This window comes from Streptomyces sp. NPDC001002 (assembly GCF_053599215.1).
Window position 1 is genome coordinate 67,420 of the sequence record NZ_JBSFLV010000018.1, and the last position, 17,528, is coordinate 84,947.

16 protein-coding genes are annotated in these 17,528 nt (G+C 70.1%); 13 read left to right on the plus strand and 3 right to left on the minus strand.

What is annotated here, in order from left to right; all coding sequences use genetic code 11:
- Positions 1-15: 15 nt before the first annotated feature.
- Together ACWDR3_RS11530 and ACWDR3_RS11535 are read right to left on the minus strand one after the other, a co-directional pair.
- The gene (locus tag ACWDR3_RS11530) at positions 16-744 is read right to left on the minus strand and encodes a hypothetical protein (protein WP_450352262.1); all 729 of its coding nucleotides are present in this window, start codon (positions 742-744) and stop codon (positions 16-18) included.
- 13 nt (positions 745-757) lie between these two features.
- Positions 758-1,315 carry a SigE family RNA polymerase sigma factor gene (locus ACWDR3_RS11535; protein ID WP_450352263.1) on the minus strand — a complete coding sequence of 186 codons (558 nt, stop codon included), beginning with the start codon at positions 1,313-1,315 and terminating at the stop codon, positions 758-760.
- 299 nt (positions 1,316-1,614) lie between these two features.
- Here ACWDR3_RS11535 and ACWDR3_RS11540 point away from each other — a divergent pair, with 299 nt between their 5' ends.
- The 10 genes from ACWDR3_RS11540 to ACWDR3_RS11585 all read left to right on the plus strand — a co-directional run bounded on the left by ACWDR3_RS11540 (position 1,615) and on the right by ACWDR3_RS11585 (position 13,096).
- Positions 1,615-2,331, plus strand: coding sequence for a GntR family transcriptional regulator (locus ACWDR3_RS11540; RefSeq protein ID WP_450352264.1), 717 nt, complete (start codon positions 1,615-1,617; stop codon positions 2,329-2,331).
- Positions 2,332-2,451: 120 nt separating this feature from the next.
- The gene (locus tag ACWDR3_RS11545; RefSeq protein ID WP_450352265.1) at positions 2,452-3,738 is read left to right on the plus strand and encodes an MFS transporter; all 1,287 of its coding nucleotides are present in this window, start codon (positions 2,452-2,454) and stop codon (positions 3,736-3,738) included.
- Between the two features lie 52 nt (positions 3,739-3,790).
- Positions 3,791-5,152, plus strand: coding sequence for an acyclic terpene utilization AtuA family protein (locus ACWDR3_RS11550; protein WP_450352266.1), 1,362 nt, complete (start codon positions 3,791-3,793; stop codon positions 5,150-5,152).
- Positions 5,153-5,156: 4 nt separating this feature from the next.
- Positions 5,157-5,480 (plus strand): DUF4387 domain-containing protein, encoded by a 324-nt coding sequence (locus ACWDR3_RS11555; protein ID WP_450352267.1) that lies wholly within the window; start codon positions 5,157-5,159, stop codon positions 5,478-5,480.
- A 156-nt stretch (positions 5,481-5,636) separates the two neighbouring features.
- Entirely contained in the window at positions 5,637-6,929 is a 1,293-nt protein-coding gene (locus tag ACWDR3_RS11560; RefSeq protein WP_450352268.1) for a glycosyltransferase, read from the plus strand.
- Between the two features lie 14 nt (positions 6,930-6,943).
- On the plus strand, positions 6,944-9,127 hold the full coding sequence (locus ACWDR3_RS11565) for an ArnT family glycosyltransferase (RefSeq protein ID WP_450352269.1): 2,184 nt from the start codon (positions 6,944-6,946) through the stop codon (positions 9,125-9,127).
- 54 nt (positions 9,128-9,181) lie between these two features.
- Complete coding sequence (locus tag ACWDR3_RS11570; protein WP_450352270.1) at positions 9,182-9,925, plus strand: response regulator transcription factor; 744 nt, start codon at positions 9,182-9,184, stop codon at positions 9,923-9,925.
- The gene (locus ACWDR3_RS11575) at positions 9,922-11,460 is read left to right on the plus strand and encodes a sensor histidine kinase (RefSeq protein WP_450352271.1); all 1,539 of its coding nucleotides are present in this window, start codon (positions 9,922-9,924) and stop codon (positions 11,458-11,460) included. Before ACWDR3_RS11570 ends, ACWDR3_RS11575 begins: the two co-directional genes overlap by 4 nt.
- Before the next feature lie 74 nt (positions 11,461-11,534).
- Complete coding sequence (locus tag ACWDR3_RS11580) at positions 11,535-12,611, plus strand: NAD(P)H-dependent amine dehydrogenase family protein (protein WP_450352272.1); 1,077 nt, start codon at positions 11,535-11,537, stop codon at positions 12,609-12,611.
- 2 nt (positions 12,612-12,613) lie between these two features.
- On the plus strand, positions 12,614-13,096 hold the full coding sequence (locus ACWDR3_RS11585) for a carboxymuconolactone decarboxylase family protein (protein WP_450352273.1): 483 nt from the start codon (positions 12,614-12,616) through the stop codon (positions 13,094-13,096).
- A gap of 82 nt (positions 13,097-13,178) precedes the next feature.
- On the opposite strand, the gene ACWDR3_RS11590 is transcribed toward ACWDR3_RS11585, so the two are convergent.
- Complete coding sequence (locus ACWDR3_RS11590) at positions 13,179-14,819, minus strand: GMC oxidoreductase (RefSeq protein WP_450352274.1); 1,641 nt, start codon at positions 14,817-14,819, stop codon at positions 13,179-13,181.
- Between the two features lie 226 nt (positions 14,820-15,045).
- On the opposite strand from ACWDR3_RS11590, the gene ACWDR3_RS11595 reads away from it, so the two are divergent.
- Genes ACWDR3_RS11595 through ACWDR3_RS11605 form a run of 3 tightly spaced genes read left to right on the plus strand, consistent with a single transcriptional unit; the run spans position 15,046 to position 17,458 of the window.
- Positions 15,046-15,582 (plus strand): hypothetical protein, encoded by a 537-nt coding sequence (locus tag ACWDR3_RS11595; protein WP_450352275.1) that lies wholly within the window; start codon positions 15,046-15,048, stop codon positions 15,580-15,582.
- Between the two features lie 20 nt (positions 15,583-15,602).
- Positions 15,603-16,796: a sensor histidine kinase gene (locus ACWDR3_RS11600; RefSeq protein WP_450352276.1), complete on the plus strand. Its 1,194-nt coding sequence runs from the start codon at positions 15,603-15,605 to the stop codon at positions 16,794-16,796.
- Positions 16,793-17,458: a response regulator transcription factor gene (locus tag ACWDR3_RS11605; protein ID WP_450352277.1), complete on the plus strand. Its 666-nt coding sequence runs from the start codon at positions 16,793-16,795 to the stop codon at positions 17,456-17,458. The genes ACWDR3_RS11600 and ACWDR3_RS11605 overlap by 4 nt, the downstream gene beginning before the upstream one ends.
- The last annotated feature ends 70 nt before the right edge of the window (positions 17,459-17,528 follow it).

A 17,528-nucleotide genomic window follows, 5' to 3' on the forward strand; every position in this document is an offset into this window, starting at 1 on the left:
CGGCACCGGCACGAGTCACCATCCGTCCATGCGCGCCAGTTCCTCGCCGTCCGCGTCGTACACGCGGAAGACGGGGCCGCCGCCTGCCTTCCTGGGGCTTCTGGTCCGCTCGACGGGGTCCTCGGGGCTGCTCACGGCGTACGTGCTCACGTAGGCGGGCCGTCCGGCCAGGCGCACGATGGGGAGGACGGTGGTCAGGCCGTCCTCGGTCATGGTGATCCGGGTCGCGGGAATCCTGCCGTTGTAGGCGAGGACGTGCACCACGCCCTTGGCGAGGGGGGTCCAGTTCTGGGTCATCGGCACGGCGCCGGTTCGATAGGTGTCGAGGACGCCGACGCAGATGGGTTTCTCGTCGCCGGCCTGCCCGTCGCACATCTCGGTCGGTTTGAGCAGGTACCAGACACCGAGGCCGGCCTGGATCCGTTCGCCTGGGCGGACGATCCGCACCTCCGAGTCACGGTTCGCCGTGCGGTGCGGTGAGGGGGAGTGCGAGGGGATCGGACGGGGGCTGGTGACGGTGTGCGAGGCGTCGGGCTCGGACAGGGCGACGACTCCGATGCCGACGGGTACCAGCAGTGCCGCGCCGAGAGCGGCGGCCGCCAGACTGCGGCGTCGTTTGATGACCTTGCTGCGCTGCACGATCCGGTCGTGCGGAAACGACGGGGGGACGAACTCGCGTGCGGCCTCGTCGAGTGCCTGCCACAGTTCGGGTACCGGTGGCTGAGGCGACATGTCGGTCTTCATCACGGGTCCCCTTTCACCCTTGGGCCGCTGCGGCGGCGTAGTCGGACAGGGCCGCGCAGTCGCGCAGTTTCTTCAGGGCGCGGCTGGCCTGGCTCTTCACGTTGCCCACCGAGCAGTTGAGGATCTGCGCAGTCTCCTGCTCGCTGAGGCACTCCCAGTAGCGCAGCACGACGACCGCGCGTTGACGGGGCGGGAGTGTGGCGAGCGCGTCGAAGAGCTCGGAGCGGTCGGCGTAGGTGTCGTGCATGCTGAGCTCACCGGCGGGTATGCGCGGCTCGGTCAGGTGAGGCGTGAGGAGTTGCACGACCCGCCGCCTGCGCTGCCGCGTGGTGTTGTTGTTGATCAGCGCCCGGCGGACGTACTGGTCGGGTGCGTCGAGGGTGCGTACGTGGTTCCAGCGCAGGTACACCTTGGCGAGGGTGGTCTGCACGAGGTCCTCCGCCTCGTGGTGGTCGCCGTTGGTCAGCAGGTAGGCGATGCGCAGCATCCGCCGCCAGCGGACGGCCGCGTAGGTCTCGAAGTCCGTGAGGTCCGGGAGATCCGGGAGGTCGTGCTCGGAAAGTTCCTCCACCCGGTCCGGTCCGCTGCTGTCGTCCGCCTCCTGGTCCGCTCTCCGGACCGCCGCTCTTCCAGAGGCGGCAGGCGTACGAGGGCTGATCATGCGCACACCCCGTCTTCCCCGTTTCATCCACTGTTCCGCGCCCTGGTCAGGGAGCGCGTATTCCTGTCAGTAACACCCCTGAAGAGGCACGGTGGTTGCATGCCGCCCCGCATCTCGTGGTCGAGGGGTGCCGGAGGACGAGGCTGGGTGCGGGCTCGCCCCGTCCCGCCCATTGACTGTTTGCTATAGCAGGAGGCATTCTTGTCGGCATGAGCACCGACGCCCTGGGCACCGTGGAGACGATGTCGCTGGCCGACCAGGCCTACCGGCGACTGCGGGACGCGATCCGCGACGGCGTGCTGCGGCCGGGCGAGAAGATCACCGAACGTGATCTCGCGGCCCGGCTCGGCGTCAGCCCCACCCCGGTGCGGGAGGCGCTGCGCCAGCTGGTGCACGAGAAGGTCGTCGAACGGGTCGGCCCGCGTGCTCTGCGCATCGCCGACCACTCCTCGGCGGCCCGCTCGGAGATCGTCGAGGCGGAGGTGCGGCTGTCCGCCCTCATGGCCCGGCTCGCGGCCCGCAACGCCACCGCCGAACAGCTCACCGCTCTGGTCTCCCTGCTGGCGGAGACCGACCTGATCGTCGCCGACGTCGAAAAGACCCTCGCCGAGCAGGGCTTGGAGGGTGATGTCGCCGAGCGGCTCACGACCGTCTTCCACAAGCTGCGTCTCTTCCATCGCCAGGTGGAGGAGTGCGTGGGCAACCCGGTGCTGACCGGGCTGCTGGAACAGGCCCGGGCGTTCAGTTACGAGGAACGGCTCGATCTCACGATGAAGCTCGCACCCGAGCGCGCCGACTCGTTCCGTGCCCGCTACCACGAACACCGCCGGCTCCTGGACGCCCTCCTCGAACGGGACGAGGACCGCGCCGAGGAACTCGCCGCGCACCACCACCGCGCCGCGCTCGTCCAGCTCTCCGGCAGCTGACAGTCACCGCCCGGGTCCCCTGCCCGCCCCCCCAGGCGGCGGACAGGGCTTCCCCTTCGCCTTCCCAAGGCCTCACCTTTGCCCAACCCTTTTGCTATAGCATGTAGCACTGGAGCCGCCATGATCCCCGATTCCCCGCCCGCTCCGGGCGCGACGACAACCGCGCCCCCCTCACACGCGAGCGAGCAGCTGAACCGCAGCGCCGTGCTCTGGGTGACGCTCGCGGTGTTCGCCCAGGAAGCGGTGTGGAACTTCTACGACGCCCAGGTCCCCGAGCAACTGCGGCACCACTTCACCTCAGCCGGCGTGATCGGCCTGATCATGGGTCTGGACCACTCCTGGGGCATCTTCACCCAGCCCTCCGTCGGATTCCTCTCCGACAGGCTGGCCCGCCGACGCACCGGCCGCTGGCCGATCATCCTCGTCGGAGCCGCCGTCGCCACGGTGCCGTTCGCCCTCATACCCTGGGCCGGCAACCTCCCCCTGCTGCTGGTGTGCGTGGTCGGTTTCGCCGCCGTCGCCAACGCCTTCAAGGGCGTCACCGAGACCCTCGTCTCCGACTACGTCGCCCCGTCCGTGCGCGGCAGGGCCCAGGGGTTCGTCAAGGCCGGCGTCAGCCTGACCATCGTCGTCTCCTCCCTGATCAGCCTGCTCGTCGTCGACCGCTCCCTGCGTCTCGCGTTCGCGATCCCGCCGCTGCTGATGCTGATCATGCTCGGTCTGTCCTGGACGTTCCTCGGCCGCCGCCACACCGAGCGAGTGCTCCCCGAGGAAAAGACGGACCGGGCGGGGGAGTTCGGCTCGCCGTGGGCTGTGGTGAAGGACGCCGTACGCTCACCGTCCAGTCCGACACTCCAGCTGATGATCGGCATCTTCTGCTTCGCCGGCATGTGGTCGGCGCTGCGCTCCCTGATGACTCCGTACGGAACGCAGGTCCTGGACCTGACCCGGGGAGAGGCCGGTGGACTGGCCCTGCCCGGCGCCGTCGCGTTCCTCGTCTGCGTCCTGCCGATCGCGTACCTCTCCGACCGGCTCGGACAGATGCGTGCCATGCGCTACGGCGTGGGCCTGTTCATCGTCGGCCTCCTCGTCGGCTTCGCCGTCCCCACCGTCCCCGGCACGATCGCGTCGATGGTGCTGTCCTCCCTCGGGTACGCGTCGTTCGCGGTCAACGCGCTTGTCGCGCTGTGGAATCTCGCCCCCACCCAGAGGGTCCTCGGTACCTACACGGCCCTGTACACGATCGCGTCCGCGTCCGGGATGGCGCTCGGTCCGGCGGTCCTCGGCACGACGATCGACCTCACGAGCTGGCGCTACATGCTCCTGAACGCCGCGTTCTTCGCCGGCGTCACCTTCCTCGTCTTCACCCGCCTGGCCCGCCGTACCCCGGACCGGCCCATGGCGTAACGCCCCGACCGTTCCGCCTCGTTCACACGCAGCACCGAAAGGCACCGACCTCATGGAACTCCGCATCCTGGCCCCCACCGGAGCGCTCGGCGCCGGGTTCGACGCCGACGCCTTCGCGCGTGGCGTCGCCGCCCGCCCGGACGTGATCGCCTGCGACGCCGGGTCCACCGACTCCGGCCCCGCCGCCCTGGGCTCCGGCACCCCCAAGCTCTCCGCCCAGGCCGTCACGCGCGACCTGCGCCTGCTCCTCCAGGCCCGTGACGAACTCGGCGTACCGCTGATCATCGGTTCGTGCGGAACGTCCGGCCGAGACGTCGGCGTCGACGGGATGGCGGACCTCACCCGCACGCTGGCCGCCGAAGGAAACCTGCACTTCAAGCTCGGCCTGATCTACTCGGACCAGCCCGCGGACCGTCTCCAGACCCTTTACGACGCCGGCCGCATCCGACCCCTCGCGAATGCGCCCGCCATCGACCGGGAGCTCTTCGCCCGCAGCCACACCGTCGCGATGATGGGAGTCGAACCGCTCCAGGAAGCCCTCCGGGACGGCTGCGACGTGATCCTCGCAGGGCGGGCCAGCGACACGGCCCTGTTCGCGGCCCTCCCGCACCTCAAGGGCGCCGACCCGGGCCTGACCTGGCACATGGCCAAGACCATCGAGTGCGGCGCGGCCTGCGCCGTGCCCCCGTCCGCCAACGGCCTGCTCGTCACCCTGCGCACGGACCACTTCGACGTCACCACCCTCGCCGACGGCAGCCGACTGACCCCCAGGTCCGTCGCCGCGCACACCTTGTACGAGAACGCCGACCCGTTCCGCGTCGCCGAACCCTCCGGCGAGTTGGACACCACCGACGCCACCTACGAAGCGGTCGACGACCGGACCGTGCGCGTCCGAGGCGCCCGCTACCTGCCGGCCGACGGCTACACCAACAAGCTCGAAGGCGCCGAACTCGTCGGCCACCAGACCGTCATCATCGGCGGGGTGCGCGACCGCGTCGTCATCGACGCCCTGCCCAAACTCCTGCCGATGGCCAAGCAGTACTTCGACGCCAAGATCCTCGACGTCTTCGAGGGAGCCGTCGACCCCGCCGACATCGACATCGACTACCGCCTCTACGGCGCGGGTGCGGTGCTGGCAGGCCGCGAACCCGACCCGCTGTCGCCCCGCGAACTCGGCGTCCTGATCACCGTCACCGCCCCCGACCAGGAAACCGCCCACGCCATCGCCACGTTCGTCGCCCACGCCAGCAGCCACCTGCCGATCCCGGAGTACGACGGCCTGGTCTCCACCCTCGCCTACCCCTACTCCCCGCCCGAAACGGACCGCGGCCCCCTCTACCGTTTCACCCTCAACCACGTCGCCACCGGCGTCACCCCCACCGAACTGTTCCGCACCACCACCGAGGAGCTGTGACCCCATGACCACCCTGCTCGACTACTGCTCCCTGATCCGCTCCAAGAACGCCGGCCCCTTCACCCTGACCTTCGACTTCATGTGCCACGACCAGGATTCGTACGACGCCCTCGTCGCCACCGGCTTCCTCGACGAGAACCTTTTCGCCACGCTCTTCGAAGCCGACCCCGACGACATCAGCGTGATCAACCACCCCCTCGCCCTCGCGGTGAAGGTCTCCCTCCCGCGTCCGACCGTCCAGGGCGACCTGCACGACAGCGACTGCTATGCCGGTCAGCAGTACGCACCGCTGATGGACATGGAAATCCCGGTGAAACGTGCGCAGTGAGTGAAGCGCGGGAACACTTCAGGCCATTGATCTGACTCCCCGTCAGTTCTCGGTATTCTCCCCCGGCCCCCACAGGCGGGACGACGACAGTGAGGCCGCGGCCCTGGACCAGGGCCCCGAGCCGCAGTCTGCCGTCCCCTCATGCCTGAGGAAGCCATGACCCCCACCCCCCACCTCACCGCATCCGACGTGCGCACAGAGCGTCCGGCCCGGTTCCAGCCCGCCGAGCGTGCTTCGCTCCCGCACACCGCAACCGCGACGGTGGACATCGTCGTGCCCGTCTACAACGAGGAACGCGCCCTGCCCGGCTGCCTGCGCACCCTGCACGCGCACCTGTCCCGGGACTTCCCCTTCCCCTGGCGGATCACGGTCGCCGACAACGCGAGCACCGACGCCACCCTCGCCACCGCCCGTCGCCTCGCGGACGAACTGCCCGGCGTCGGTGTCGTCCACCTGGACCGCAAGGGCCGCGGCCTGGCTCTGCGCACAGTCTGGGGCGCCAGCGACGCCGACATCGTGGCGTACATGGACGTCGACCTGTCCACCGGCCTGGACGGACTGCTCCCGCTGATCGCCCCGCTGGCCAGCGGCCATTCGGACCTTGCGATCGGCTCCCGGCTGGCGGCCGGCGCGCGCACGGTGCGCGGACCGCGTCGCGAGTTCGTCTCCCGCTGCTACAACGGCGTCATCCGGCTCACCCACGGCGTCCGGTTCACCGACGCCCAGTGCGGATTCAAGGCAGCCCGCACCGAGATGCTCCGGCCGCTGCTGGAGGTGACCCGCGACGACGCGTGGTTCTTCGACACCGAACTGCTCCTGCTCGCCGAGCACAACGGACTGCGGATCCACGAGGTCCCGGTCGACTGGGTCGAGGACATCGACACCCGGGTCGACGTGGTCAGCACCGCCACCGACGACCTGCGCGGCCTGTGGCGCATGGCGCGGCTCAAGGCCTCCGGCGAAGCCCGGGTCGCGCTGCGGCCCCGCCCCGCACCGGCCGCCGAACACCCCAACGCCGTCCTCGCCCCCGCCGGCCGACGCGGCGCGCTGTCGTGGGAGATCGGCTGCTTCGTCGCCATCGGCGTCGTCTCGACGCTCGGACAGGCGCTGCTGTACTGGCTGTTGCGCGGCTGGTGGACCCCCGCCGTCGCCAACCTGCTCTCGCTGCTCGTCCTCACGGTCCTGAACACCGAGGCCAACCGACGGCTCACCTTCCGCCACTCGGCAGCCCCGCCCGCCCGCGTCCACCTCGGCGCCGGAGGCCTGTTCGTCCTGGGCTACCTGGTCACCTCGGGCGCGGTGCTGTGGTTCAAGCACCTCGACCCCGGTGCCTCGACGGCCGCCGAGACCGCGGTCCTCGCCACCGCGTCCGTCGCCGTGACCTGTGTCCGTTTCGCTGTGCTGCGCCTGGCCGTCTTCGCCGGCCCGCGCAGCCGTACCCGTCGATGAGAGCGAATCCCGAGATGACCAACTCCGCGCACATCATGCCCGTCCCCGCCGCGACGTCGGCGGACGACGGCAGCAACACGGATACGTCCGTCCGCGCGCTGCCCGCGTGGGCCGCACCAGCCGCCCTCGGCGCCGTCCTCGTCCTCGCGGCGGTGCTGTACGGCTGGGCCCTGAACTCCCTCGGCTGGAGCAACAGTTACTACTCGGCGGCCGTGAAGTCGATGGGGCGGAACTGGACCAACTTCCTCTTCGGCTCGTTCGACCCCGCGGGCGTCGTCACGGTCGACAAGCCGCCGGCCGCGCTGTGGCCGCAGGTGATCAGCAGCAAGATCTTCGGGATGCACGGCTGGGCGCTGATCCTGCCCCAACTGCTCGAAGGCGTGGCCGGGGTGCTGGTGCTGCACCGCACGGTGCGCCGTTGGGCGGGGGAAGGCGCGGCGCTGCTCGCCGCGCTGGTGCTCACCCTGACGCCGATCACCGTGGCCATCAACCGGGACAACAACCCCGACACGCTGCTGGTGCTTCTGCTGGTGTCGGCCGCGTACGCGCTCACCCGTGCGTTGCAGGCCGAGGGCCGGGCCGCGACCTGGTGGTTGTGTGCGAGCGGCTTTCTGATCGGGTGCGGGTTCCTCACCAAAATGCTCGCCGCCTGGATGGTCGTTCCCGCGTTCGCCGTCGCCTGGCTCGTGGGAGGAAGCGGCGCCTGGATACCGCGAGTCGGGCGGTTGTTGGGCGCGGGGGCCATCCTGGCGGCGTCCTCTCTATGGTGGGTCGCCATGGTGGCCCTGTGGCCGGGGGACCGGCCGTACATCGGCGGCAGCGAGGACGGTTCGGCCTGGGATCTCGTGATCGGCTACAACGGGCTGGGCCGGGTCTTCGGCTCCAGTGACGGAACGTCCCAGGCGATGGGCGGGGCGGGCGGCGGATTCGGCGGCGAGGCCGGTCTCGGACGGCTGTTCAACGACCAGGTGGGCGGCCAGATCAGCTGGCTGCTGCCGGTCTGCGCGCTGGCTCTCGCGGTAGCGGTCGCCTGCGCGGTACTGCGTCGGCGCGGGAGGCTGTCGGACTCCGGCGTGCTGCCGGCTTCCGGCTGGCTGCTGTGGGGGACCTGGCTGGTGGTCTGCGCGGCCGTGTTCTCGACCCAGAAGGGCATCTTCCACCCGTACTACACCACTCAACTGGCCCCGGCGATCGCCGCGTTGTGCGGCGGGCTGCTGGCCGCCCTGGTCCGCGTCCACCGCGCACGACTGCGCTGGGCACCCCTGGCCGGCGTGGCCGCGGTCGCGGTGAGCGTGGTCTGGGCGGCCGCGCTCATCCGCCGCCAACCCGACTGGAACGGCTGGCTGTTGTGGCCCGTGCTGCTGGTCGGCTGCGCCGCCGTCACCCTCCTGTTCCTCTCCCGGCGCCGGGCCCGGCTGGTGGTGGCGGCCGTGGGCGCGGCGGTCCTGTCGATCCTGCTGGCCCCGGGCGCCTGGGCCGCGACCGTCCCCGGCTCCACCGGCATGGGCGGCACCAACCCGACCGCCGGCCCGCTGACCCTGGGCTTCGGCGGGGGTATGCCCGGGCGGAGCGGTGCCCCGGACGACCTCCCGTCGGGGCTGCCCTCCGGTATGCCCTCGGGCATGCCGACCGGGGGAGCGGGCATGCCCGGCGGCGCGGGTGCCGGCGGCAGTGGTCTCCCGTCGTTCCCGGGCGGCGCATCGGGTACCGCTCCCGGCGGTAGCGGAGGCGCCCCGAGCGGGCGCGGTGGCCCCGGTGGCATGGGAGGCGCGGAACTCACCGCCGACCAGCGCAAGATCCTCCAGTACGCCGTCAAGCAGTCGCCCGACGCCCGGATCAAGCTCGCCGTCGAGGGCGGAGCCAATGCCGCCGCCTCGTTCATCCTGGACACCGACGAGACCGTCATCGGCATGGGCGGCTTCATGGGCGGCGACAATGCGCCCTCGGTGACCCAGCTGGAGAAGTGGACCAAGAGCGGCGAACTACGCTTCGTCCTGGGATCCGGCACGGGTGGCGGCGGTTTCCGGGGCCAGTCCGGCGGCGCCGCCCAGCAGCGCTCCGACTGGATCGCCGACAACTGCACCAAGGTCGCGGCGTCGGCGTACGGCGGCACCGCGGCGCAGGACGACCAACAGGACAGCGGTGGCGCGGCCGGCTTCGGCGGAAGTGGCGAGCTCTACGACTGCGCCCCCGAGTAACCAACCGAGGCCGCCCCCACGGCCGTAGGACGGCAGAACGGACCAGCACACGCAATGACCGAGCAGCCCCCAGCGGAGCGGCCGCGACACCGGCTTCTCGTGGTCGAGGACGAGCCCAGCATCCGCACCCTGCTGGAGGCGACCCTCCGGCTGACCGGATACGAGGTGCGCGGCGCCGACACCGGGCGCTCGGCCCTCCAGGAGATCGAACGCCTGGAGCCGCATCTCGTCCTGCTCGACGTGATGCTGCCCGATCTGGACGGCTTCGAGGTGACCCGCAGGCTGCGGGCGGCGGGGAACGACTGTCCGGTCCTGTTCCTGACCGCCCGCACCTGCGTCGACGACCGCATCAGCGGGCTGACCGCCGGCGGGGACGACTACGTGGCCAAGCCGTTCAGTATCGAGGAGGTGCTGCTGCGCATCGAGGCCATCCTGCGCCGCACGGCACCGGCCGCCGAACCGTACGCACCGCAGAGCGTCCTGCGCTACGCCGACCTGGAACTCGACGAAGGCGCCCACGAGGTGCACCGCGCGGACCAGTACATCCCGCTGTCTCCTACCGAGTTCAAGCTCCTGGCCTACCTCTTGGCCAACGCCGGCCAGGTGATGAGCAAGATGCAGATCCTCGACCACGTCTGGAGCTACGACTTCGCGGGTGACGCCCGGATCATCGAGACCTATGTCCGATACCTGCGCAGGAAGATCGACCGCTTCGACCCGCCGCTGATCCACACCGTCCGCGGCGTCGGCTACTGCCTGCGGCTGCCCCGCGACTCCGGCGGGACGCAGGAGCAGTGACCCGGTTCCGGCCCCCGCCGCCCGGGTCCCTGCGCCGGCGCCTCGTCGTCGGCGTCACGCTGCTCGCCACCACCGCGGTCCTGGCCTCCCAGGTCATCGGCTTCGTGGTGCTCAGGTCCTGGCTGCTGGACCGCGTCGACGACCAACTCCGCGGGTTCCATCCACCGATTCTCGCCTTCCAGGACGCGCGCGAGGGCGCCCTCCGGCATCCCGGGGACCGCCTCGGGCTGCTGCCCTCCGACTTCCAGTTGTACTTCTACGACTCCTCCGGCCACCTTGTCGACGAATCCCTCGGTTCCGGGGTCAAACCGGGGCCCCGACTGCCCGATGACGCACGCGACCTCGGACTGCGGGACGGGCATCCCGAGAGCAGGTCCGCAGTGAGCGGCGACGGCCGTTGGCGGATACTCCTCAACCCCGGCCCGGACGGCATGAGTTCGGTGGTCGCCCTGCCGCTCGACACGTTCGACGACGCCACGTCGAAGATCCTCTGGCTGAACGTCGTCCTGCTCGCCGTCACGGTCGTCGCACTGTGCGCCCTGGGCCGCTGGGTGGTGAGGCTGGGACTGCTGCCGCTGATCAGAATGGAACGCACCGCACAGGACATCACCGCGGGCCGGCTCGAACTCCGGTTGCCCGACACCGACCCGCGCACCGAGATCGGACGCCTGGGCCGCGTCCTCAACTCCATGCTCGACCGGCTGCAGAAGGCACTGCTGGCCCGAGAGGCCTCGGAGGAGCGCCTGCGTCGCTTCGTCGCCGACGCCGGCCACGAACTGCGCACCCCGCTCACCGCCATCCAGGGCTACGCCGAACTCGCCCTGCGCCCCGAGCCGCGCCCGGAGCACGAGCGGGACGAGGCCAACCGGGTCATCGCCCGCAACGCGGAACGGATGAGCCTGCTCGTCGACGACCTCCAACTCCTCGCCACCCTGGACAAGGAGCCCTCCTACCGACGTGAGCCGGTCGACCTGCTGTCCCTCGCGGCGGACGCCGTCAGCACGGCGGCCGTGCACAGCGCGTCGCACCCCGTCGACCTCGGCCCGCTGCACACCTGCGCCGATCCGACCGGAGCCCAGGAACTCGACGTCGCCGAGACCGTGGGCGACCCGCACCGCCTGCGCCAGATCCTGGAGAACCTGCTCTCCAACGCCGGCATCCACACCCCGCAGGGCACCCGCGTTCACGTCCGGGTCGGCACGAAGAAAGCGGCTCCCGGCACCGGCGGCGTGGACCGTCCCGGCCGCACCTCGGTCTCGCCGCCCCTGCCCGAGGGGTTCCCGGTCGCGGTCATCGAGGTGGCGGACGAGGGACCTGGCCTCGAACCCGTCGACGCCGAGCACGTCTTCGAACGCTTCTACCGGGTCGATCCCGCCCGCTCACGCGCCCACGGCGGCAGCGGCCTCGGCCTGGCCATCGCCGCGGCCATCGCGGAGGGCCACGGCGGCCGACTCGAACTCGACACCGCCCCGGACCAGGGCTGCACCTTCCGCCTCGTCCTCCCCACCACCGGCCACGCCCCCGAATCTCGTTGATCCCGCGGGCACTTGGCCCCGATTCCTCGTGCACGGCTATGGGAAGTTTTGGGGTGCATCGTTACCCTCCGGCCATGATTCCCACGGTGGTTTGGGGCACAGGCAATGTCGGGCGTGCGGCCATCAGAGCCGTCGCGGCGCACCCGATGCTCAGCCTTGTGGCCGTGCTGGTGTCGAACCCCGCCAAGGTCGGCAAGGACGCGGGCGAGCTCAGCGGACTCGATCGGCGCCTCGACGTGACGGCCACGGACGACGTGGAGGCGGTCCTCGCCTCGCGTCCCCGCGCCCTCGTGTACGCGGCCTCCGGCGACGTCCGCCTCGACGGCGCGATCGAGGACATCGCCCGCGCACTCCGCGCCGGCGCGGTGGTCGTCACACCGTCGCTGTACGGCATGTACGACTGCACGAACGCACCGGACGAGATCCGTGACGTGCTGGTCGAGGCGGCAACGGCCGGGGGCGGCTCGCTGTTCGTGTCGGGCGTCGACCCCGGCTGGGCCAACGACGTGCTCCCGCTGCTGGTCAGTGGGCTCGGCTCCGAGATCGACGCCGTCCGCTGCCAGGAGATCTTCGACTACTCGACGTACGACCAGGAGGAGTCCGTCCGCGACCTGATCGGCATGGGACATCCACTGGACTACCAGCCGTTGATGCTCGTCGAGACCATTCCGACCATGATCTGGGGCGGCCAGCTCCGGATGATGGCCCGCGCGCTGGGCGTCGAACTGGACGGCATCGAGGAGACGTTGGAGCGACGGCCCCTCGAATCGACCGTAGTCACCGACACGATGGGGGAGTTCGCGGCCGGCACCCAGGGAGCGATACGTGTCGAGGTGCTGGGCATGGTCGGGGGCGAGCCCCGCATCGTCGTCGAGCACGTCACCCGTATCCACGCCTCCTGCGCGCCGGACTGGCCGGTACCGCCGGACGGCGGGGCGGGCGCGCACCGCGTGATCGTCGAGGGGCGGCCCCGCATAGAGGTCACCGTCGAGGCCACGGACGAGGGAGAGAACAGGGCCGCGGGCGGCAACGCGACGGCGGCCGGCCGGCTGGTGAACGCCATCGACTGGCTCGTCGAGGCCGAGCCGGGTCTTTTCGACGCACTCGACGTCCCGCTGCGCCCCGCGGTGGGCAGACTGGGAAAGAAGTGATCATGCGGATCGACATCCCTGAGGGCGCCGAGCCCATCCCGCACGTCTGGGGCGACATGGTGCCCAAGATCGGTCACGCGGCCAGCGTGTTCTCCATGTCCGTCTATGAGTACTCGACCCTCGGACTGCGGGAGTTCGAGGCCGCCCGGCTGCGGATCGCGCAGATCAACGGCTGTCTGTTCTGCCTGGATTGGCGGACCGAACGCGAGGGCGAGGAGAAGGTCGACGCAGGGTTCCTGGACGCGGTGGCGGAGTGGCGTACGACGGACGCCTTCGACGACCGGACCCGGCTCGCGGCCGAGTACGCGGAGCGCTACGCGGTCGACCATCTGAACCTGGACGACGAGTTCTGGGACCGGATGAAGGCGCACTACAGTCAGGCGGAGATCGTGGAGCTGAGCATGAGCATCGGCTCATGGCTGGCGTTCGGCCGTCTCAACCATGTGCTGGGGCTCGACAGCGTGTGTGTCCTGCCGTCGTCCTAGAGTTCCTGACACGACAACTCGGGCTGCGGGCCGGGGCGTTGGCCGCGGCCCACAGTTGTCCGGTCGGAGATTCACTGTCCGGTCAGAGGTCCTCGGCGATGACCTTCTCGATGTTGCGTTCCGCGAGCGCGGTGATGGTGACGAAGGGATTGACGCTGACGTTGCCGGGAATCAGCGCGCCGTCCACCACGTACAGGCCCGAATAGCCGCGCAGCCGGCCGTAGTTGTCGGTGGCCTTGTTGAGGACGGCTCCACCGAGCGGGTGGTACGTGAGGTGGTCGCCCCAGATCTTGTACACGCCGAAGAGGTCGGTGCGGTAGATGGTGCCCTCGGTGGCGTTGATCTTGTCGAAGATCGACTTCGCCATGGTGATCGACGGCTGCTTCCACGCGGTCTGCCAGTCCAGGTCCACCTTCCCCGTCGCCGCGTTCCAGGTGAACCGGCCGCGGTTGGGATTGTTGGTGATCGACAGGTAGAACGAGGCCCAGGTCTCGATGCCGGTCGGCAGCGGTGCCACCTCGGCGAACGCGCCGCCCGCCACCCAGTTGTCGATGCCCGCCGTCGGGATGGACGACTGGAGCGCTCCGGTCGGGTCCCACAGGTGGTTGGCCCGCCCGCACATGACGTTGCCGTTCTCGCCCCAGCCGGCGCCGATCTCGCTGTTGAGAGCGGGCAGCGCGCCCGTCGCCTTGAGACGGACCAGCAGTTTGCTGGTGCCGACGCTGCCCGCGGCGAAGAACACCCGTTGCGCCGTGACGGTCTTGGTGGTGGTGACGCCTCCGGTCGTGTCGAGCTGCTCGATGGTCACGGTGTAGCCGCCGGTGGTGGGAGTCACCGTGGTGACCCGGTGCAGCGGTGAGACGGTGACCCGGCCGGTCGCGCGGGCCTGCGCGAGGTAGGTCTTCTGCAGGGACTTCTTGCCGTAGTTGTTGCCGTACAGGATCTCGGCCGCCAGGGCAGACTTGGGCACCGTGCCCGCCGCCTCCTGCTTCATGTAGTCCCAGTCGTAGACGTTCGGGACGAACGTGAAGCGGAAACCGGACCGTTGGGCGTGCTTACGGCCCACCCGGGCGAACTGGTAGGCCTCCGCCGTCTCGAACCAGGCCGGGTCGATCGTGTTGACGCCGAGATTGCTGTTCGCGCGCGGGTAGTACACGTCGTACATCTCGTCGGCATCGACCGACGGAAGCACGCCCGGGAAGCGGCTCCTCTCGGGTGTCACCGCCATCCCGCCGTTGACGAGGGAGCCGCCGCCGACGCCGCGGCCCTGGTACACGATGATGCCGCCCATTTCCTCGGCGTCGAGGATGCCGGTGTACTTCGGGACGTCCTTGTCGAGCGGGAAGCCGAGGAAGTTGCTGATCGGCTGCTTGGTCCGGGTGCGGAGCCAGTAGGACCGGTAGTCGGGGGAGGTGGTGTTGGCGAAGATCTTGCCGTCCGTCCCCGGGGTGTCCCAGGCCATGCCCATCTCCACGATGTGCACGTCCACGCCGGCCTGAGCGAGCCGCAGCGCGGTGACCGAACCGCCGTATCCGGAGCCGATCACCAGGGCGGCCACCTGCGCGCCGGGCTCGATCACAGCCGACGTCTGAGCGGCTGCGGAGGCGCTGGGAAGGTCAAATGCGCCCAGCGCCGCAGCGCCAAAAATAGAACCTGTTCCACCAATGAGGCGACGCCTGGAAATACCTCTTCCTTGCAGGTGGTCGCCTGATCTGGAGTCCATGTAGATCCCTTTCCTCTCACACAAAGGAAACTGGTTCTACTGATATTTGGTAAACAAGTCACGAGAAACCTATCGGTAACTTACGTGTTATTCCCGAGTTACTCGCATCAGGAATTCACCGCCGGCACACCGCTCTCAGGAGACCTGGCGGTGGATCTCCGTCTCCACCCGTACTTCCACCCATGGGTCCAGGTGCGAGAGGGCCGGCGACAGCACGCTTGAGGGCATGACAACGACCGACTGGATCACCGACATCGCCCTCCTCCTCGTCGTCTTCCGGCAGCTGCGGGAAGGCCGACTGGACCTCAGGACGTACCTGATCCCCCTGGGGATCGTGGCCTTCGTGGCCTCCCAGTACCTGCACACCGTGCCCACCGGCGGCAACGACCTCGAACTGATCGGCACCTTGGTCGCCGTCGGCGCGGTGCTCGGCATCGCGGGCGGCATCTACACCCGGATCCGCACGACCGGCGGACACCTGTTCATCAAGGCGAGCGTGGTCTCGGCGATTCTGTGGGTGCTGGGCATGGGCGCCCGCATGGGATTCCAGGTGTGGAGCGACCACGGCGGCGCCGACAACATCGCCCGGTTCAGCCTCACCCACCACATCACCACCGAGCAGGCATGGGTCGCCGCGTTCGTCCTGATGGCGCTCACCGAGGTGGTCACCCGCCTGGCCACGATCTTCGTCCGGAGCCGCATGGTAGAGCGCGAGGTTCCCTCGGGCCGGCGCCCCGCGGCGGTCCTCGACCACACCGCCTGACCGTGGGTTATGGTCGCGCCGTGTCCGCACCCGAGAGTGCCCTCGCCTCCGGGCCGGCTCCCGACAGGGAGTCCGGCCCGCGGGCCGTGCCCCGTCAGGACCCGCGCCTGCACGCCGCCATCACCCTGGCGGTCGTCGTCATCTCGATCGCGACCGTGCGGCCGGTCGGCTTCACCGGCCGCGGACTGGCCGTCGCCGTCCTGCTCGCGGTCAACTGCGTCGCCCTGTCGGCCCGGCATCTGCCCGAGGCCAGGTTCCCGCCGCGTGTCGCCCTCGTCTGGCTGACCGTCGGCGTGGTTGCCGCCGCCGCCCTGGTCGGAGTGAGCAGCAGCGGCTCCAGCTACCTGTTCGCGTACTTCCTCGTCGGTCACATCGGCTACCGCCTGCCCCTCGCGCAGGCGCTCTCGCTGGCCGCCCTGTCCAGTCTGCTGTGCGCCGCCGTCCTGTACTTCGAGCTCGGCCCGGGACATCAGTCACAGGCCTGGACGCTCGGTGCCAGCACCGGTCTGCCGGTGGTGGCCGGGATTCTCAGCCGCAGCAGGCAACGAGCCGTGGAGGCCATGATCGAGTCCGCCGAGTCCGCCGAGCGAGCAGCCCGCGCCGAGGCCCGCACCGCCGTCCTCACCGAGCGCAGCCGCATCGCCCGGGACGTCCACGACGTACTGGCGCACTCGCTGGCCGGCATCAACATGCAACTGGAGCTGGCCGACGCCCTGATCGACACCGGCGACCTGGAGAAGGTCCGCGAGGCCAACGGCAAGGCGCACAGCATGGTCCGGGAGAGCCTGAAGCAGGCCCAGTGGACCGTGCACGCGCTGCGCGAGGACTCCCTGCCGCTGCTGGAGAGCCTGACCGCGATGATCGAGTCCTCCGGCCACCGTGACGTCCTCACTGTCACCGGGACCGTCCGCGAGCTGCCCGCGCAGGTCACCCAGAACCTGCTGCGGATCGCCCAGGAGGCGCTGACCAACGCGGCCCGGCACGCTCCGGGCGCGACCGTGGGGGTGGAGCTGACGTTCGCCGCGGCGTCGAGCACACTGGTGATCCACAACGGGCCCGCGACCCGCGAGGCAGCCGCGGGCGTGGGCAGCGGAATGGGACTGATCGGCATGCGGGAACGCGTCGCCCTGCTGGGCGGCACGATCACCGCGGGTCCGGTCGTCGAAGGACCGGAACAGGGCGGTTGGCAGGTGGAGGCAGTGATCCCGGGATGAGCGAACCGACCAACAACCCCGAGCGGCTGAGGGTGATCGTCGCCGACGACCAGGCCGCCGTCCGCGAACCCCTGGCCGCTGTCCTTGGCATGTCCGAGGACATCGAGGTCGTCGCGGCCGCGGCCGACGGCACCGAGGTGCTCACCGCCGTGGCCGGCACGCCGGTGGATGTCGTGCTGATGGATCTGCGGATGCCCGTGCTGGACGGCATCGAGACGACCCGCCGACTGAGCGAGGAGTATCCGCAGATCGCGGTCGTGGTGCTGACGACGTTCGCCGACGACGACTCGATCCTGGCCGCCCTCGGCGCCGGCGCCCGCGGCTATCTGACGAAGAACGCGGGCCGCCAGGACATCATCCGCGCGATCAGGGCCGCCGCCGCGGGCCAGTCCGTACTCGACCGCGAGGTCCAGGACCGCCTCCTGGCCACCGTCCGCACCCGCCCGCCGGCCCCCGAACAGTCCCTGCCCAAGGACCTCACACCCCGCGAGCGCGAAGTCCTCGCCTGCATCGGCCAGGGCCTGCCGAACCGCGCCATCGCCGAGAAGCTCTTCATCAGCGAGGCTACGGTCAAGACCCACATCAACAACCTGTTCGCCAAGGCCGACATCCGGGACCGAGCCGACGCGGTCCGCCGGGCCATCGCGGCGGGCCTGACGTGAGCGGTCGAGCGGGCCTGACGTGAGCGGCAGAGCGGCTCTGACATAGGTGGTCGGATGGGCCCCGACCTGA